The organism is Vibrio sp. OPT46 (genome assembly GCF_015163535.1).
Taxonomy (GTDB): Bacteria; Pseudomonadota; Gammaproteobacteria; order Enterobacterales; family Vibrionaceae; genus Vibrio; species Vibrio alginolyticus.
Genome location: NZ_JADDYG010000384.1, coordinates 13,860 through 33,007 on the forward strand (window position 1 = coordinate 13,860; position 19,148 = coordinate 33,007).

Sequence of the window (19,148 nt, forward strand, 5' to 3'; positions counted from 1 at the left end):
CTTTCAGTATGAACCACTTCATAGGCAAATTGACTAAACTTCTGCGTATATACGAAAAACTGTTTGCAAATTTGTTAATCTCAAAAGTGATTTGTTTTCAATTATGTTTCTGTTTGTTGCTCACTGCTATTGACTGTCGAAATTCATTGACTACAGTGGAAAGTGTCGATGCATAAATCATCATTTTGAAACCTCTCTTCTTTAAGTGGTTTGATGAATGTGACTTATCATTGATTTGACGTTTGTTGGCATTCGCTGACAATGGTAGTACCAAGTTAAAGGTATAACTTGGTTGCAGTAACAACATCAGTAAAAAATGCATGAGGGATGTAAAGCATGGCTACAGGTACAGTAAAGTGGTTTAACAATGCCAAAGGATTTGGGTTTATTTGTTCAGATGAAGAAGAGGGAGATATCTTTGCCCACTACTCAACTATCCAGATGGACGGTTATCGTACACTGAAAGCAGGCCAACAAGTCTCTTACGAGATTGAAAAAGGTCCCAAAGGCTGTCACGCGAGTAGCGTCGTGCCTCTTGAAGGCCAAGCCAAATAATTAGAGCGCTGTCGAAATATAAAAATATTGCTCTCGAAACACCACGTTGATGTTTTGAAGAGAAAAATAAACCCGCCAAGATAGCGGGTTTCTTACTATTTAGAGCACGTGTTACAAAAGGAACACTTACAACGCACTTACAGGATAGGAAACACGCCGAAAACGACGTGTTTTTTAACACTAACTTACTTGTTAATGATTGCGTTAAAGGTTTCGCTTGGACGCATCAATTTAGAAACCAATGCATCGTCTAGTAAGTAGTAACCTCCTAGCTCACCTTTCACGCCTTGCGCATTATTTAGCTCAGCAACGATCGTTTCTTCCTGCTCTGACAGCGCTTTTGCAATTGGTGCAAATTCAGCAGCAAGATCCGCATCATCCGTTTGCTCTGAAAGCGCTTTCGCCCAGTAAAGTGCAAGATAGAAGTGGCTTCCACGGTTATCTAGCTCACCCACTTTGCGTGACGGAGATTTATTGGTGTCTAAAAACTCACCGGTCGCTTTATCTAGTGTATCTGCTAGAACCTGAGCCTTAGGATTGTTTGTCGCTACACTTAAATGCTCTAACGAAGCTGCAAGCGCTAGGAACTCGCCCAAAGAATCCCAACGAAGGTGATTCTCTTTTTCTACTTGTTGAACGTGCTTAGGAGCAGAACCACCAGCGCCTGTTTCAAATAGACCACCACCGTTCATCAATGGAACAATAGATAGCATCTTAGCAGACGTACCTAACTCTAGAATTGGGAACAAGTCTGTTAGGTAGTCACGAAGAACATTACCTGTAACAGAGATAGTATCTAGGCCCGCTTTCATACGCTCTAGTGAGTACTTACAAGCTTCAACAGGAGATAGGATCTTAATCTCTAGACCGTCAGTATCGTGATCTGGTAGGTAGGCGTTTACTTTCTTGATGAGCTCAGCATCGTGCGCGCGGTTTTCATCTAGCCAGAATACAGCTGGAACACCTGTTGCACGTGCGCGAGTCACTGCTAGTTTAACCCAATCTTGGATTGGTGCGTCTTTAACCTGACACATACGGAAGATATCACCTTCTTCAACCGCTTGCTCTAACAGTACGTTACCTGAAGCATCAACAACGCGAACAGTACCCGCAGCGTCTAGAATGAATGTCTTGTCGTGAGAACCATACTCTTCAGCTTTCTGAGCCATTAGACCAACGTTAGGTACGCTACCCATAGTGGTTGGATCAAATGCGCCGTGCTCTTTACAGAAATCAATAACCGCTTGGTAAATACCTGCGTAGCTACGATCTGGAATCATCGCTTTGGTGTCTTTTTGTTTACCATCTGGTCCCCACATTTGACCCGAAGAGCGAAGCATTGCTGGCATAGAAGCATCTACAATAATGTCACTTGGTACATGTAAGTTTGTGATACCACGATCAGAGTCAACCATCGCAAGTTCTGGTTGAGTTTGGTAAACCGCTTGAATGGCCGCTTCAATTTCTGCTTTTTGCGCTTCAGGTAGAGACTCAATTTTTGAGTAAACATCACCGATGCCATTGTTTACATCAACGCCTAGCTCTTCAAACAGCTTACCGTACTTATCGAAAACGTCTTTGTAGTAAACTTTTACTGCATGACCGAAAATGACAGGGTCAGAAACTTTCATCATCGTCGCTTTCATATGAAGAGACAGCAGCACGTCTTGCGCTTTCGCTTCAGCAATCTCTTTCTCGAAAAATTCAACCAACGCCTTCTTCTTCATTACTGAAGTATCAATGACTTCTTTATCTAGTAATGGGAACGCAGACTTAAGCTCTTTAACTGTACCATCATTACCGACAAACTCGATTTTGACCTCTGTTGCACCAGAGATAGTTGTAGACTTTTCGCTACCAAAGAAGTCATTGTCTGACATGCTCGCAACATGAGACTTAGATTCTGCTGACCATGCACCCATTGAGTGTGGGTTTTTCTTCGCGTAGTTCTTAACCGAAGTCGGAGCACGACGGTCTGAGTTACCTTCACGAAGTACTGGGTTAACCGCACTACCTTTGATTTTGTCGTAAGCCGCTTTAATCGCTTTCTCTTCGTACGTGCTCGGCTCTTCTGGGTAGTTTGGTAAATCGTAACCTTTCGCCTGAAGCTCTTTAATCGCCGCTTTAAGCTGAGGAACTGAAGCTGAAATGTTAGGTAGCTTGATGATATTTGCTTCTGGAGTTTGAGCTAGTTCACCAAGCTCAGTCAACGCATCGCCAATGCGCTGTTCTTCTTTTAGATGCTCTGGGAAGTTAGCGATAATTCGACCTGCTAGTGAAATATCACGAGTATCTACATTGATGCCAGACGATGCTGTGAATGATTGAATGATTGGTAGTAATGAATAAGTTGCTAGCGCCGGCGCTTCATCAGTGATGGTGTAGATAATTGTAGGTTTTTCTGTAGGCATGAAATTTCCCTATTTTTTAATCAACTTGTTGGCTGATCAACTCAGCGTCTGAGTTGGTTTAATTGACGCATTGCTGCACGTTAGCAGTACATGTCTCCTCACTAACGCCACATGCGGTTCGCACTCTTTGTTGTAGTTTGAAGCTCTAAGCTCTGAATCCATGAGTGCACTGATATAATTAAACAAATAACACGAATTAGTCTATCATTCTGTGCGCGTTTGTTAGTTTTAGGCGCGCAAATCATATCCGATCATGAGAAAACTTAAAACTTTCAAACACAGTTCATTTACATTTTTGCAGGGTAGTTAACATGTCATCTCGTACAGGTCAGGAAAAAGGTCGCAGTCGTAACCAGTCTAAAACGGGCCATTTTAAACACTCAGGAGCTCGCAATGGCTCGAAGACTCGTACTCAGCAAGACCGCCGCCCTAATCGCCCAACAAAAAGCCAAAAGCCAAAAGTGGCCCCTAAAGATCGTAAAGTCATTATTTTCAATAAGCCTTACGATACGCTCAGTCAATTTACCGATGGCGATGGTCGCAAAACGTTAGCGGACTATATCCCAATCAAAAATGTCTATGCGGCTGGCCGATTGGACCGAGACAGCGAAGGTTTGATGGTACTCACTAACGATGGCATCTTGCAGGCGAAGCTAACGCAGCCAAAGTCAAAATCGCCGAAGACTTATTGGGTTCAAGTTGATGGCGCTCCTCAGGAGCAAGATCTTGAAAAATTGAGAAAGGGAGTAGAGCTAAAAGATGGTATGACTCTACCAGCCGAAGTTGAAGTTATTCCAAAACCACAAGTCTGGGACAGAACGCCTCCGGTTCGTTTTCGCGCAAATATCCCTACCACTTGGTTAGCCATTACCATTATTGAAGGAAGAAATCGTCAGGTGCGTCGCATGACTGCGCACATTGGCTTCCCTACTTTGCGCCTCATTCGTCATTCGATGGGTGATATCGTCCTTAACGACCTAATGCCTGGTGAATGGAGAGAAATCTCTCTCTAATAAGCAGAAAAGATAAAAGCAGGCTTAAAGCCTGCTTTTTAGATTCGTACTTTTTCAGTTAAGCCCTATCTAATGAACTAAGGGATTACTGCTCAGCAAGCCAGTTTTTAAAGGCCTCTTTTTCCGCCGGAGACGCTTTCTGGTACATCGTCTTTAATACATCAACCATTGGGCTGTCGTTCGATGCGGCTGTTGAACGGGTATCACTAGTCTCAACTCGAGGCTCGATATCACTTACTGATTGTTGATGCTGATTCACAGTTACATAACTAACGGCAACACTCGCGATACCGCCAGCAATATTGTAGTTGCGAGATTCTTGAGGGTAATTACGACCAATTTGAACACCATCTGACTCTAATACATCTTCGACCAAAGCAATAGGTTGGCCTTTGGTATCCAGTAATTGCCAATCTAGAGGCGAGATGTTGTTTTGCGCTTGGCGAAGAGTTTTAAACTCTGGCAGTTCAAACGTTAGCTTTTCGTTTTCAGCATCAAATTTAGCAACGATTACATCACTGTAAACCGTCTTAAGGTTTTCGTTAATTTCGAATGTAGGTTGATATTTGAAGACAATTTGATTCGTTCCGTCAGGTAGTTCGATTGTCTTCTCACTAGAAAAAAGACCACCTTCTAGATCTGGCTTCTCCATGTTGACGGCCAATAACTTCACGTCTTCTGGAACCACTAAAGTCGTTGCAGCGTAGAGGTTTGTACTGGCAAAAATAGACAGTGCCATTGCCACTTTTAATGATAACTGCATAGAATTTTTCATCCTTATCTTCATAGTAAAAGACCCAGCATATAGCTGGGTCTTACAATATCAAACTGGGTATTGATTACCAGTAGAAACGAGCACCAACACCGAAGTTAGTTGCGTCGTCTGTGTCTTTGTTGTCGAAGTCAGTACCTTCGAAAGTGTAACCCGCTTCTGCGAATACACGTGCCCATTTAGAGAACTTGTATTCAACACCAGCGTAGAACCAAGAAGAGTCTGCGTCTACTTTACCTGCTTCGTCAGTAGACTGAGCTAGGTACTCGTAACCAGAGTATAGAGTTGTTTTAGGAGCAACAGCGAACATACCAGCTACAACGATGTAGTGTGAATCAACTGTTGATTTACCTAGCTTATCTTCGTTTTCGTTGTAGTAGTACGTAGCACCTAGAGTGTGCTCGTTTAATGCGTACTCAGCAGTTACTTCAAAAGATAGGTTTTCGTTATCAGTACGCTCTGTGTGAGAAACTGTTTGCTCTACACCATTAAGAACTAGTTTTTTCTCTTTAGTTACGTTGATGTCGTTGTTCGCAGTAAGTACACCAGCGTGTAGAGATAGGTCGTTGAAAGATTTACCAACGAATACTTCTAGTACTTCTTCGTTAGAATCTTTTTCGCCTAGCGCGTAACCAGCTTTTAGCCAGAACGCGTCATTTTCGTAAGCGTATTTGATTTGAGAATCGTTGTTCCAAGCGTGACCGTATGCAGTTTCCGCTGCGTTACCACCGAAGAAGTAAGAGTAATCTGCGAAGTATACGTCATCAGCCCAAGTACCTTCTTTACCGAAGCGAAGAGTACCCATATCACCCATATCAAAACCGATGATGTGGCGACGTACGTATACAGAGTCATCTGTACGCTCGCTTGAATCAGCACCTGCGTCGTAGTTGTCACCTAGAGCAACACCGATTTCAACTTCACCCAGAACTTTTAGGCTTTCGTCAACAACGTAAACCGCGTTCACACCAGTACGAGAAGAGCTAGTGTTTAGCTCTGCTGTGTGATCAGTTTTTTCTGTGAATAGAAGAGTTGGACGTAGCTGACCGTAGAAATCTACAGAACCTTCTTCAGATTTGAATACTTCAGCTGCGTTCACTGAAGTTGCAGACGCAACTACAGCTAGTGCTAATAGAGTTTTTTTCATAATTAATCCACTGCCTTTTCTTAGTTCGGGATATCCTTGTCCGGTTCCCTTTTTTTATATGTTTGAGGTAGAGCGTTAACAAAACGTTATACAGCACCTCCTCAAAATCTGGAGCTAAGAGTGCAAAAGATTATTCTGGCTGTCAAATTTTCTAAATACCAATGTAAAAAAAACAAAATACCATTATAAAACAACAACTTGATAAGTTTACCTTTATTTATTCGACGAACATCTAACCAATCTCCATTATTATTTGTAATTTACAAAATTATTAACAAATGGTTTTTTAATCCAATAAGTAAATTTAAAAAAACAAAAAAAAGAATAAAAACCCACAAATCAGACCAAGTTGGAGTTTTATATTTTTCATATAATGAAATTAATTTCATTAAGATAAGGTTCAATATTTTTTTGTGAAGGAGATCTACATTCCTTATAAAAGCATTCCGTTTTGTGAACTACTGTACAACTAGTGATGTGTGCTACTATTCGCCTCCAACGCATTTGAGGCCCGTATGCTGACCAGTAACATTCAAAAATCGATTCGTAATAGCTATCAAAACCTTCAAGATCAACTTGATAACTTTGTGCCTAGAAGAGCACAAAACTACCTTGTTGCAGAGATTGCAAAAACGCTGTGCGGTCAGTATCACAAATCTAACCGAATACTCGTTGCAGAAGCAGGGACTGGAATTGGTAAATCGCTCTCCTATCTAATGGCGACCATTCCCGTGGCTGTACATAACAATAGAAAAGTGGTTATCTCAACGGCGACCGTCGCTCTGCAAGAGCAGCTCATAAATAAAGACCTCCCTCTTTTTCGTCGGATTACCGACCGAGAGTTTTCTTTTATTTTGGCAAAAGGCCGTCAACGCTATTGTTGTGCAGAAAAGCTCGCTACTGCTAGCGGTGCTGATGGTGGCCAGTTAGCCATGTTTGAAACCAAACCTAAGCAAAAAGATATAGAGCTGTTAGAAACAATGCATCGCTCTCTTGCGCAAGGTAAATGGGACGGTGACCGTGATTCTTGGCCTAAACCCATCGACGATAAGCTTTGGCAACTGATTGTCAGTGATAAACACAGTTGCAATAACAGTTTACCAGGCCACCGCGGCTGCCCATTCCAAAAAGCGCGCTCAGAGTTGGATAAAAACGATGTCATCATTGCTAACCACTCTCTCGTCATGGCAGACGCAGATTTAGGTGGCGGCGTGATTTTACCTGAGCCAGAAAATACAATATACGTCTTCGACGAGGCACATCACTTACCTCACGTCGCTCGTGACCATGCTTCAGCATCTGCGAGTTTAAAAGGCGCGGCAGCATGGCTTGAGAAGTTAAATCAGTCGATTAGTAAGTTTTCATCACTCGCAGACGAGAAACGCGTAGCTCGATTTCGCAACGACCTTCAAGACGCGGTTCAGAACTTGATACCGGCACTGACTCAATTGCCCAAACAGTTCGACCCAGCTCAATTTGAAGAGGGTATCTACCGCTTCGAACACGGTGAACTACCTGAGTGGTTAGAGAACCAATCCAAAGAACTAAAACAGTTCAGTAAAAAAGCAAATCAGAGTGTGGCAAAAATTGCCGACCTTATTGCGGAAAGAGTAAAAGACGGGGAGCTTGCGACAAGGTTGGCTGAACCAGCGCTTGCAGAGCTCGGTTTCTACATTCAAAGGTTAGAAAACCTAGCGCAAGTATGGCATTTAATGGCTGAACCAGCTCGTGAAAAAGGTGCGCCTTTAGCTCGCTGGTTAGAAACCCACCCTGATCGCGAGGGTGATTTCATTGTGAGTGTTTCGCCACTTGAAATTGGATGGCAACTCGACCAACAGATTTGGAGCAGATGTATTGGCGCCATTTTGGTTTCCGCAACGATGCGTGCATTAAACTCCTTCCATTACTTTTGCCATCAGGTTGGTATTGATGGAAAACCAGAATCAGGCACACAGTTTTTAGCGCTTGCGTCACCATTCGATTACCAAAACCAGGCAGAATTACTCATCCCTGCGATGAAATATGAACCACCAGCGCCTCAATTTACTGAATATCTTATTGAGATCTTGCCTAAGTACTTGGAAGACAAGAAAGCCAACTTAGCATTATTCTCATCCTATTGGCAGATGAACCAAGTCGCGAAGGCACTCTCTTCGGAGTTCATAAAAAAAGGCTGGGCGTTGCAAGTTCAAGGTGAAAGCTCACGTCAAGAAATTCTAAAAAAACATAAAAAGTTAATAGAATCAAATAAAACCAGCATCTTATTTGGTACTGGCAGTTTCTCTGAGGGGCTAGACTTACCTGGCGAATTACTTGAAAACTTGGTGATTACAAAAATTCCATTTGGCGTTCCAACCTCCCCTGTTGAGCAGGCTCATTCCGAATACATTGAGAAAAAAGGAGGAAACCCGTTTATGCAAATAACTGTACCTGACGCAAGCAAAAAGCTGATCCAGAGCGTAGGTCGCTTACTGCGTAAAGAGAGAGATTCTGGTAGAGTAACGATTCTTGATCGACGCCTAGTCACTAAGCGATACGGACAAGCCTTAATCGACTCACTACCTCCATTTAAACGTAAAATAGAATATTAGAAGAATCACCATTTATGGAAATGATTGAGCCAACCATGCTGTTGGTGTTGGCGCTTGTCGCTTTTGTCGCTGGATTTATTGATGCAGTTGCCGGTGGTGGTGGCATGCTTACCGTACCTGCTCTACTGTCGCTGGGCTTGCCGCCTCATATTGCACTAGGCACCAATAAACTTGCCGCTACCTTTGCTTCTTCTACTGCGGCATTTACGTACTACAAAAAACGTCTATTCAAGCCTCAATGCTGGAGGCGTGCATTCGTGGCGACACTCGTCGGAGCGACATTAGGTACGCTATTTGTAGATGCGATTAGTACGGATTGGCTGGAAAAAGGATTGCCACTTGTTATTTTGGCGGCAGCGTTGTATACCGTTTTTCATAAAACGCCCCACTCTGCTCATCAAAGTCCAATCCCCGAGCCTTGCCCAAAACTTCATAAAAAACAGTACATACAAGGCTTATCAATCGGATTCTACGACGGACTCGCTGGGCCTGGAACTGGGGCTTTTTGGACAGTAAGTTCAATGGCGCTGTACCGGCTGAATATCTTGCTCGCCTCTGGCTTAGCAAAAGCAATGAACTTTACAAGTAACTTTACCTCTTTGATCACTTTTGCATTCCTCGGACACATCAACTGGGTGCTAGGCTTAACAATGGGAGTATGTTTAATGGCTGGTGCTTTTGTTGGCGCGCACTCCGCTATTAGATTTGGTTCTAAATTCATTCGTCCTGTATTTGTTACTGTCGTCAGCATACTAGCTATTAAATTGGCTTATGACGCATGGTTTGTAGGTTTGTCATGAACATTTCTCAACTCCAGGAAAATCTAGAACAAATGGCGAAGCAAGCCGCTGTTCTTGACCGTCAAAGAGGCGAACATCATGTTCCGCTTTTTGATGAGCGTTTATTTGGTTGCCGCTCTCGCTTACTTACTCCTTGCGTAAAAGAAGCAAAAGCCACGCTGGGTGCGATTGTGCGTGAGCAAAATGAAGGTAAGCTCACCGCTTTGCGTGCTGAGTACCTCACTGAACGGTTAGTGGCGCAAATCGGTGCGATTCAACGCGAGATTTCTACCACTAAAATTCGTAAGAATGAAATCAAACATAGCAGCCATTTCCGTAAGCCTATCAACGTGCTTTATCAGGAGCTCGCTCAACATCAAGAGTGGGCAAGACGCTTGCGCGAGATGGTGTTAGAAAAAGAACGTGCTGTCGAAAGCGCTCCTAGTTTTATGCGTGCCGACGCTCAAAAAGTATTACTAGCAACCGAGCAACGTTTAGCGCGTTGTGAAACAGCACTTCTTAAGCTAGAGAACCAAATTACACATAGGGAAAAACATCAATAATGGCTGATCAACCAACCTCGCCTTTAGATGACGCACCTGAAGAGATCAAACTGGCTGTCGATTTAATCTATTTGCTTGAGAGCAATGAGATAGATCCAGAAGTTGCGCTTAACGCTTTAAAGATCGTGCAAAACGACTTAGAAAACAAATTAAAAGCAAAGTAGCTCAGAGCGTTTCACTCCTTTCACCGAGACTCGTTTTCAGTGCTCTTACACAATGATACTATTCATAAAAAGTACGCCCCCAAAAAGGATAAATAATGAAAGTAATCAGCTTTAACATCAATGGACTACGTGCGCGACTGCACCAACTCCAAGCGCTAATCGACAAACACCAACCTGATGTGATTGGTCTTCAGGAAATTAAAGTTCACGATGAAGCATTCCCGATTGAAGCTGTCGAAGCCATGGGCTACAAAGTGTATTTTCATGGTCAAAAAGCACATTACGGCGTAGCAATGCTTTGTAAGCAAGAGCCTCTACACGTACAAAAAGGGTTCCCGACGGATAACGAGGAACATCAAAAGCGCATGATCATGGCAACGTTTTTAAATGAAAACGGCGAAAAGGTCACTGTGCTAAACGGCTATTTCCCTCAAGGGGATAACATCAGCCACGAAACCAAATTCCCATACAAGCGCCAATTCTATAAAGATCTGATGACCTACCTAAACGATCATCACAATAACGACGAGCAATTGATTGTTATGGGTGACATCAACATCAGCCCTATTGATGCAGATATCGGTATCGGCGAGCCAAACCGTAAACGTTGGCTAAAAACAGGTAAATGTTCATTCCAACCTGAAGAGCGCGAATGGTTGAAAACCTTACTAGACTGGGGCTTTGTGGACACCTTCCGTAAGCTATACCCAGAGGTAAACGATCAATTTTCGTGGTTTGACTACCGTTCTCGCGGTTTTGATGATAACCGTGGCCTACGAATTGATGTCATTTTGGCAACCCCTTCTCTAGCGGAAAAGTGTATTGAATCTGGTATCGACTATGAGCTTCGTGGTATCGAGAAGCCTTCAGATCACGCACCAATCTGGTCAACATTTAAGTAATATATTGCAAAGCTATAAGCGAGACTCAACGCTAAGCTTAGTCCGATAAAAAGGGAGACTCAGTCTCCCTTTTTAATACAAATTACCATTTAATCACTGGTTCAGCGGCCAAACCGTTTGACCATCAATACTTATCGGTGTTTGAGCGAATTCGTTCAGACAGTAGCCTGTATTACTACTTGCAAAGTAAGTGAGCGGCATCGGTGGTAGATTCAGCGCCACAACCTGCTGTTTCGCTTTTTCTGTGAACGAGAATCCCCACATATCGAGATAGTTAGTCATATCTCGCTGAGAAATGTAGCTCAGAGCAATAAGCAACCAGTCGTTGTTCGAGATGCTATTTGCTTCTTCCCGAGAGTAGTTGGCGAAACCAATACTCAATCGTCTCTCATCCCAAAGCGCATCGTCCGATTTTAAGCGGTTAAACTCACGTTCAATCAGGTGCAAGCGCGCCAATAAATGCCAACCATTTTTAAGCACACCTTCATGCTGCGCCGCCATCATCATTTGAATGTAAACACGAGCGCCCCAACTCCAACTGGTTTGATTTTGCGCTGCCATGTATGCGTTTGGATCCGCTTGAGTTCGGCTAGCTTGCAATAATTCAAACTGGCCTTTGAAATCCAAGCTTTGGCAAGTTGAAACTTTCCCCGTATTCTGGAAGAAACGAGACTTACTGTAATACGAGTAGTAATTGGTCGTTGAATGCCCTTCCCAGCCTGAAAATCGGAATCGACCTTTTTCTAAACCATGGCCAAGCTCATGTAAATCACCGTGACCGAGTGGGCTGAATGACCAATAAGCATCGTAAGGGTTACCCGAACAACCATAACCACACGTCGCTTGGTCAGCGTTCATGTGCTTCACTATATCAATATTGGCGATTTCCCAACCTTGGTTTTGGGCGTATTGAATAATTTCAGGCACTTCATCTATGCCCGGCCCTTGGAAACCTGCTAGCACATGCGGGTAGTTGTGAACATATTCTTCTGTTGCAAGCGCCATTTCCGAAGGGGTAGACCACATTTTATCGTTAACCGACTCCAACATTTTGTCGCGCTTTGAGTGTACTTCAAACCCAGGAGTGATCAGCTCAGCCCAATCGAATAAATTGGCTTCTAACTGTTGAATAAAAGCGTCGTTATCCTTCTCACTTCTCCAAACTGGATGCTGTGCCACATGATTAAATTTCAGTTCAACCGGAACATCATTTTTGTCAAAGTGAACCTGTACTGGACCACCATAAGGAGAAGTCAACGTGATGGTTTCACCCGGCTTCACTTCATAGCCGAATGAAGTCAGCAGTTTTGGTCGCGTGTATCCATCTTTGCTGAACTCATGAGTTGCACCACTTCTTAAAGTGTTGATGACAATCTTAGTCGCCACATCATTGCTGTCATTACGTTTAACCGTAAAAGTTTCCCCAGGAAGCGCATACACACCAGTCGAACGGAAGTTACGCTTTGATTCCATATTAATCGTTGCACTGATTCTCTTTATGTCAGGGCTAAACTCACTACGGCTGAAGTTCCCCATATTTGGTTGTTTTGGGTTTACGCTTCGGCTGTTGTATTGCACGTAATCGGCAAAGTACGACTTTAGGAATTCGGTCGTTTGGGTTGATTGTTTGTCCATCGGGAAGACAACCGTTTGACGATAATGATCAGCCAACAATACCATGAGTTTTTCGTATTGGTAGCCGTTTTGATTAAACAAATCTACTTTTTGTTCATCAAGCTTTTGCAACCAATGGCGAATGCTGTTTGCCCCTGCATAAAATTGACTGTCCATATTCGCAGTGTCAGGACAAGATTTGTCCTCACACTGTGACAAGTCAACATTGAAGTTTTGAGATTCAAAACGAGACAACAGCGCTTGTTGCGTAGCAACAGAGTCTGGCACGAAGTTCATGAGTGATGAAGGCGCCCAATCAACCAAGCCTAACTTACGCCAATAGTTATCTCCCACATAATCAACATGGAATTTTTCCAAAATGTCTCGGCCAAGTTCAGTTAGTCCTCCATCCCAATGCAGGTATAGAACAGGAATTTGGGCTTGCTCAGCGTATGCCAGAGCATCGAGTACTTGTTGGTTGGTGTCGCCAGATTGCAGATGCTGTGACAAGATCAATAAGTTTGGAGTATTGGTTTGCAAGCAGCTAAGTAGCTTCGAACCATCGCATAGGTTGGCCTCGTTAAACGCCAACTCTTGTGAAACATTGTCTTTCAGCCAATTCCGAGTCGCTTGCTCATCCGGAAAGTAATAAGACTGGTCCATTTGCGCGATGACGACGTTTGAAGTAACTCCGCCCGACAACCAAGTGACCAGATTACTTAACCATTTCGTCATCGCTGAGTTGGAAGAGTCGGGAAAACGTTGTGCCGTTCTAAATGGGTTACTCCCTAATAGTGCGTAACGTTGACCATTAGACTTTTCCCCGGCAACGCCAATTGACATAGCTTGATCTTTGTAACCGCTTACCATGGCCTTATTGGTCATCAAGATGGTGTCGTTGAAGCCATACTTAGGTGCCAAGATCGCGGCATCATGGGTTGGATCCCAATAAAGACCTGAAAGGTTTTTCGCAATTGCAGATTTGATCGTATTCGACTGCATCTTGTGAGCTTCCACAACCTGACGACTTTCACGAATGAAATCGCTCGGGTCAGAAACGAGCAGTGCATTACCAGTTTCAAGAGCTTGTTGAACTGGAGCTGGCGTTGGTTTTACTTGAGCATTAGGTTGTGATTCTCCCTCTCCCCCACCACATCCTGTGGCTAAGGCGGCAATGCCCAACGATAGAATTGTTTTTTTCATTTTTACTTACTAAACAATGAGTTTACCGAATGTTAATGTAAGTTAATGAATAATAAGAAAGAGTCTTTTACATCGGCTGGAAAAATAGGAATGAAGATAACAAAATTATCAAAAGCAATAGCACCCATTCCGGTGCTATTGCCTCTATTGATAATTAGCTTAAAGGACGCAGATAAGCTAAGAAACGCTTCTCTGCCACTTTGAAACACCACAAGATCATAAACGTCAGTGCCATGTAGAACAGCCCCGCCGTCAGGAAAGACTCAAATGGTGCATAGTAGCGCGAGTTAACTAGACGCGCAGCACCAGTTAAATCCATGATGGTAACGATGCCCGCGACTGCACTTCCGTGCAGCATAAATATGACCTCGTTTGAATAAGCTGGTAATGCTCGACGCAATGCACTCGGCAAGATAATACGTCTGTATGTCATAAACTTACTCATGCCATAGGCTTTCGCAGCTTCCACCTCACCTTTCGGCAAACCATTAATCGCACCACGAATAATTTCTGCGGTGTAAGCCGATGTATTCAGAATAAAAGCGACCAAAGCACAGAACCAAGCGTTCTCCCACAAGGTATCTTTCACAGGGAAAAACTGATCCATGCCGTAGTAAATCAAATACAGCTGAACCAATAGCGGCGTTCCACGGAAAAAGTAAATGAATCCCCAAGAAGGTAAGCTTAGAGCGTAATTGGTACTATTGCGTGCCACGGCTAATGGGATAGAGACACACAAGCCAATAACCAACGCTAATCCCACTAACCAAACTGTTGTCCAAAGTCCCTGAAGATAAGTTGGAAAGCTTTCAATAATCAAAGAAAAGTCCATAACTTACCTCGCATGAATACTGAACTTACGCTCAACAAGCTTGAGTAGCCCGGTCGAAACGCTGGTAAAAAATAGAAAGATGAGCGCGACAGCCATGTAAAAGGTGAACGGCATTTTCGTTGTACCTGCTGCCAATGAGCTCATTCTCACCATGTCATCCAGACCAATAATGGAAACTAACGCTGTGGTCTTAAGTAACACTAACCAGTTATTACCAAATCCAGGTAATGCATGACGAATCATCTGAGGAAGTAAGATTCTTCTAAACGATAAAGCAGAACTCATCCCATAAGCTTTCGCCGCTTCTAATTCACCCTTGTCCACCGCCATGATCGCTCCGCGAAAAGTCTCCGCCATGTAGGCGCCAAAGATAAAACCAATCGTGAGTACACCAGCAATAAATGGGCTGACATCAATATAATCAGGTAAGTAAGACGTCCATTCATGGTTTGGATCACTCGAGGCAAACCACTCGTTGAGCGTTTCGTTGATGGAGTAAAGGCTGTTATTTAAAAGTATTTGTCCACCAAAGAAAATTAGCATCATCAGAACCAAATCTGGAATGCCGCGAATGACTGTGGTGTAAAGAGTGGCAATCGCCCTTGCCCATTTGTAAGGTGCTAACTTAGCTAATGCGCCAAGCATGCCTAAGACCATGGCGAGAATGAGTGAAAGCACTGCAACTTCTATTGTTACTAAAGCTCCTTTCAAAATCGAAGCTTCGTATCCTTGTAAATCTAGCATAGGTGAGTTCCTAATCCCTAAACTCAAAAAATCGACCGTTGACTACTTCTAGGAACAAGCCAACGGTCGCTTAATTACGGTTTATTCACCGTACACATCGTAGTTAAAGTATTTACCAGCAATTTCTTGGTAAACACCTTTCTCACGTAGTGAAATAATTGCTGCGTCGAGTTTCTTCGTTAGATCTTTGTCTTGTTTACGAACAGCGATACCCATACCTTCGCCAAACCATTTTGGATCGGTTAACGATGGTCCAACAAACTCATAAGCTTCGCCACCTGCTTTGTTGATCACACCCTCTTCTAGAGCAGAAGCATCACCTAAAACAGCAGCAATTCGACCATTTTCTAGATCAAGATACGCTTCATCAAAAGAGCCATAACGCACAATTTCAACATCATCGCCGTAGTTGTCAGTTAAGTACTTGTCATGTGTCGTCGCACGTTGCACGCCAATTTTGACATCTTTAAGATTATCAAAATCTAGACCCGCACCTTTCTTAGCGATAAATTTATTTGGAATTTGTGCGTACTTGCCAGTGAAATCGACTTTTTTCTTGCGCTCTTCAGTGATAGACATTGCTGCGATGATGGCATCGTACTTACGTGCAAGCAGAGAAGGAATAATACCATCCCAATCTTGAGCGACGATTTTGCACTTCACTTGCATCTCTTCACAGAGTGCATTTGCCATGTCTACGTCAAAGCCTTTTATTGAGCCATCAGTTTCTGTCCAGCTAAACGGAGGGTAAGCACCTTCGATACCAAAGCGAACTGTTTTCCATTCTTTCGCTTGGGCAACACCTGATACTGCCGTTGCAGCAATCGTTGCTGCTAATAACCACTTTTTCATTTCCATACTCCTGTGATTGCTATTTTATTTCGTTTTGTTTGTTGTGTTGGCTTAGGAGGCAATAGTCTGCCGCCTAACAAATATTAGTAAATGGATGAGATAAACTGCTGTAATCGTTCTGAATCCGGGTTTGTAAATAGCTTAGCTGGATTTCCCTGTTCTTCCACTAAGCCTTGATGTAAAAACATCACATGGTTTGATACGTCACGCGCAAACGCCATTTCGTGCGTGACCACCAGCATAGTTCGCCCTTCATCTGCCAAATCTCTCATTACCCCCAGAACTTCTCCTACAAGTTCTGGGTCAAGCGCAGAAGTTGGCTCGTCAAACAACATCACCTCTGGGTCAACTGCTAGCGCACGGGCAATAGCTGCACGTTGCTGCTGGCCGCCAGATAAGTGCCCAGGGTAATAATCCTTACGCTCATACAAGCCTACTTTCTTAAGCAAGACTTCTGCATTTTCAATCGCTTGAGCTTTTGGCACGCCTAAGACATGAACAGGCGCCTCAATCACGTTTTCTAGTACGGTTAGGTGAGACCAGAGGTTGAAACCTTGGAAAACCATTGCCAGGCGTGAGCGAATACGTTGGACTTGCTTTTCATTAGCAGGAACAGATTCACCTGCTCTGTTGTTCTTCATTTGGATTAATTCACCATTTACCCAAATTTCGCCCGCGGTAGGCGTTTCTAGCAAGTTGATACATCTGAGAAAGGTACTCTTACCTGAGCCGGAAGAGCCAATGATGGAGATAACATCTCCTTTGTGCGCGGCAAGTGAAATGCCTTTTAAAACTTCATTTTGTCCAAATGTTTTGTGCAGGTCTTTTATATCTAGCGCTGGTACATCATTCATGCGCCCTACTCCCTGTGTTTTTGTCACTGCAATTAAGGGACTCCGCCCTCTCTAATTTGGAACAAATTAGCACCGCCCTTTGAAACTTGCAACAAATTATTAACCTAAATAATTCGAATAGAAAGATACTATAGACAAATTAATATGCAATATATAGCAACATATTCTTCAAAAGTTGAATATTAAATATAAAAAAGCCCCTTTCAAAGGGGCTTAATTAATTTACAAAAGTGTTAAGACGCTACTTAACCAATACCATAAAATCAGATTTCTGAGCATTCGTATTGACCTTCTCAGAATCAACTTCACTGATCACAAGACCATCGTGATCCACTTTAAGATCGGTCACATCACCATGAGAGAAAAGAGAAACAAAGTCATAGCTATTTAGGTTTGCTTCAGCAGACTCCACGACAATAGATTGTGAGAAATCACTTTTAGAAGAAACTTTCAAATCTTGCTTCACACTGTCATCGAATGTGTAGTAGAACAACTCCGGAACAACGACATCACTCTCTAAAGTTGTAAATATCTTGTGTGTTACTCGGTGTAGTGTTCCAGAGTTAGACTCTGCACGATATGCAAGGCGGCTAAAGCCTTTATCTTGGTCAGTGAAAGCAAAACCAGTATCAATAGTTGAGCCTCTCACCACATGCGACGCAGGCAGAGCATTTAGGTTGTAGTAAGCGCTTGGATCAATTGAGATATCCCAATTTGCGTCCTGATACATCTTTTGGTTCAGCACTACCGTCCAACCATTGATAGGTTTTTCAGCTGCAACACTGTAAGTCCAAGTTTCCGTTTTTGGCTCAAGCGGGTGGTAGAACTTCGTCGTTGACATAGGTAGCTCTGCAACTTCGTAGTTGTAATCACCAACAAGTACACTGATGTCTAAAGTGTCATATTTAAAAAGTGTTGGGTTCAAGATTGGAGAAGAGCCATTCATGCCAACCAACGGCAATGGTGATTCACTCGACCAATCGCGAATACCATACTGGTGCAGTTCTGTTTTCGCTGCGTCTGCATATTGTAGCACGACTGTCGACTCCATCTTCGAACCAATTGCTCTTACATCCAAAGAATCAATAGAATAGGTAGGCTTAGACTCTTTCGCAATTTTAGATATGAAGTTGTACTCTAAGCCACCAGCCTCCGTTGCTTCATATTTAAGGTCAGTTCGGGTAGCCTTACGGAAGTTGCCATTTTTATTGCAAGCAGACACCGCCTCTCGATTCATTGAGAACGTTGAGTTTCTAAGGTTATTGTCCTTTAAAAAATCTCGACCGAAGCTGTTTGCCGTAAATACTGTTCCAGAAGCATCAAGCAACTGATAAGTAAAATAGCCGTCCTCAGGAATGTCTTCTAGAACAAATTTCAAAGTAGTGCCTGATGGGTAGATAAAGTCGCCTTGACGGACACCATTCTTGTCTGAATAGAAACCGACGACCTTACCTCCTGTTAGCTGTGCACTTACGGCTGGTTGATAGGTCAATACCTGCTCGATGCCGTTGCCATCTACTCTTCGGTCGTAAATAGTACAGCTGTCTTTTTGTGCATTTGTTTCACTAATGACATTTGGAGCTGCAAAAGTAAAAGTGAATGTAGTTCTTGGTGTGGAACCACCGCCACCGCCGCCACCGCCGCCGCAACCGACCATTAACCCTGAGATGATTGCCACTAGTGGCAGTACTTTAAGCTGTTTCATGTCTTTTTCCTAAACTGAGCGGCAATGATTAGCCAAAAAATTGTCTTTGCTCTGTCCAAAGCAAGAATAAAGCCAGCTTTATATAATCACCGTGAATATTGACATTTAATCTGCATCTCGTGCAAAAGGAAAAAAAGTTCTAATTTTATGCAACTTGTGTAATGAAATTACACAAGATCTCCGCATCTCATTCGCATGCCAGAAACTTTCTGTAGTTTTATTTCACAACCATTCTTAAAGTGATCTAAATCAATCACCCTAAATGGCTATCTTGCTAGACTCCTGCCAAAAGATGAGGCTTTTTTTGTGCCTCAACACAATAAGTTATTAGCTATGCTTAGGCACAGTGTCGACGTGTAACAAATCTAACAATAGCTAGCATAAGCGTGCCGCAGGATGCGGATTAACACAATTGAATGAAGAATTCATAACTTTTAAATATATGAG

General features: G+C 43.1%; 16 protein-coding genes. 7 read left to right on the forward strand and 9 right to left on the reverse strand.

Annotated elements, in window-relative coordinates:
* Positions 1-336: 336 nt before the first annotated feature.
* A complete protein-coding gene (gene cspD / locus IQR33_RS17800) occupies positions 337-555 on the forward strand; it encodes a cold shock domain-containing protein CspD (RefSeq protein WP_005378407.1) in 219 nt (72 codons plus the stop codon).
* A 185-nt stretch (positions 556-740) separates the two neighbouring features.
* On the opposite strand, the gene IQR33_RS17805 is transcribed toward cspD, so the two are convergent.
* Positions 741-2,966, reverse strand: a complete 2,226-nt coding sequence (locus IQR33_RS17805) for an NADP-dependent isocitrate dehydrogenase (protein ID WP_005378404.1) — start codon at positions 2,964-2,966, stop codon at positions 741-743.
* Positions 2,967-3,277: 311 nt separating this feature from the next.
* On the opposite strand from IQR33_RS17805, the gene IQR33_RS17810 reads away from it, so the two are divergent.
* On the forward strand, positions 3,278-3,979 hold the full coding sequence (locus IQR33_RS17810) for a pseudouridine synthase (protein ID WP_017634731.1): 702 nt from the start codon (positions 3,278-3,280) through the stop codon (positions 3,977-3,979).
* 85 nt (positions 3,980-4,064) lie between these two features.
* Here IQR33_RS17810 and IQR33_RS17815 read toward each other — a convergent pair whose 3' ends face one another.
* Together IQR33_RS17815 and IQR33_RS17820 are read right to left on the reverse strand one after the other, a co-directional pair.
* On the reverse strand, positions 4,065-4,742 hold the full coding sequence (locus tag IQR33_RS17815) for a DUF2057 family protein (protein WP_017634732.1): 678 nt from the start codon (positions 4,740-4,742) through the stop codon (positions 4,065-4,067).
* 76 nt (positions 4,743-4,818) lie between these two features.
* Entirely contained in the window at positions 4,819-5,898 is a 1,080-nt protein-coding gene (locus IQR33_RS17820) for a porin (protein WP_005378424.1), read from the reverse strand.
* A gap of 515 nt (positions 5,899-6,413) precedes the next feature.
* Between IQR33_RS17820 and dinG the strand changes: the two genes are divergently transcribed.
* The 5 genes from dinG (at position 6,414) to xthA (ending at position 10,897) form a co-directional block, all read left to right on the forward strand.
* Entirely contained in the window at positions 6,414-8,489 is a 2,076-nt protein-coding gene (dinG, locus tag IQR33_RS17825) for an ATP-dependent DNA helicase DinG (protein WP_158156106.1), read from the forward strand.
* Between the two features lie 14 nt (positions 8,490-8,503).
* Complete coding sequence (locus IQR33_RS17830) at positions 8,504-9,289, forward strand: sulfite exporter TauE/SafE family protein (protein ID WP_138940022.1); 786 nt, start codon at positions 8,504-8,506, stop codon at positions 9,287-9,289.
* Positions 9,286-9,831: a primosomal replication protein gene (locus IQR33_RS17835; protein ID WP_017820026.1), complete on the forward strand. Its 546-nt coding sequence runs from the start codon at positions 9,286-9,288 to the stop codon at positions 9,829-9,831. The genes IQR33_RS17830 and IQR33_RS17835 overlap by 4 nt, the downstream gene beginning before the upstream one ends.
* Complete coding sequence (rsmS, locus tag IQR33_RS17840) at positions 9,831-9,995, forward strand: pleiotropic regulatory protein RsmS (RefSeq protein ID WP_005378432.1); 165 nt, start codon at positions 9,831-9,833, stop codon at positions 9,993-9,995. The genes IQR33_RS17835 and rsmS overlap by 1 nt, the downstream gene beginning before the upstream one ends.
* Before the next feature lie 95 nt (positions 9,996-10,090).
* Positions 10,091-10,897 carry an exodeoxyribonuclease III gene (gene xthA / locus IQR33_RS17845; protein ID WP_005378433.1) on the forward strand — a complete coding sequence of 269 codons (807 nt, stop codon included), beginning with the start codon at positions 10,091-10,093 and terminating at the stop codon, positions 10,895-10,897.
* A gap of 93 nt (positions 10,898-10,990) precedes the next feature.
* Here the strand turns inward: xthA and IQR33_RS17850 are convergent, their stop codons facing one another.
* The 6 genes from IQR33_RS17850 to IQR33_RS17875 form a co-directional block, all read right to left on the reverse strand.
* Positions 10,991-13,714: an ImpA family metalloprotease gene (locus tag IQR33_RS17850; RefSeq protein ID WP_193837458.1), complete on the reverse strand. Its 2,724-nt coding sequence runs from the start codon at positions 13,712-13,714 to the stop codon at positions 10,991-10,993.
* Positions 13,715-13,868: 154 nt separating this feature from the next.
* Positions 13,869-14,546 carry an ABC transporter permease gene (locus IQR33_RS17855; RefSeq protein WP_005378435.1) on the reverse strand — a complete coding sequence of 226 codons (678 nt, stop codon included), beginning with the start codon at positions 14,544-14,546 and terminating at the stop codon, positions 13,869-13,871.
* A 3-nt stretch (positions 14,547-14,549) separates the two neighbouring features.
* Positions 14,550-15,290, reverse strand: coding sequence for an ABC transporter permease (locus tag IQR33_RS17860; protein WP_005378436.1), 741 nt, complete (start codon positions 15,288-15,290; stop codon positions 14,550-14,552).
* An 81-nt stretch (positions 15,291-15,371) separates the two neighbouring features.
* Positions 15,372-16,142, reverse strand: coding sequence for an ABC transporter substrate-binding protein (locus IQR33_RS17865; protein WP_005378437.1), 771 nt, complete (start codon positions 16,140-16,142; stop codon positions 15,372-15,374).
* Between the two features lie 83 nt (positions 16,143-16,225).
* Positions 16,226-16,996 carry an ABC transporter ATP-binding protein gene (locus IQR33_RS17870; RefSeq protein ID WP_005378438.1) on the reverse strand — a complete coding sequence of 257 codons (771 nt, stop codon included), beginning with the start codon at positions 16,994-16,996 and terminating at the stop codon, positions 16,226-16,228.
* Between the two features lie 241 nt (positions 16,997-17,237).
* Entirely contained in the window at positions 17,238-18,701 is a 1,464-nt protein-coding gene (locus IQR33_RS17875; protein ID WP_033905046.1) for a hypothetical protein, read from the reverse strand.
* Positions 18,702-19,148 lie beyond the last annotated feature (447 nt).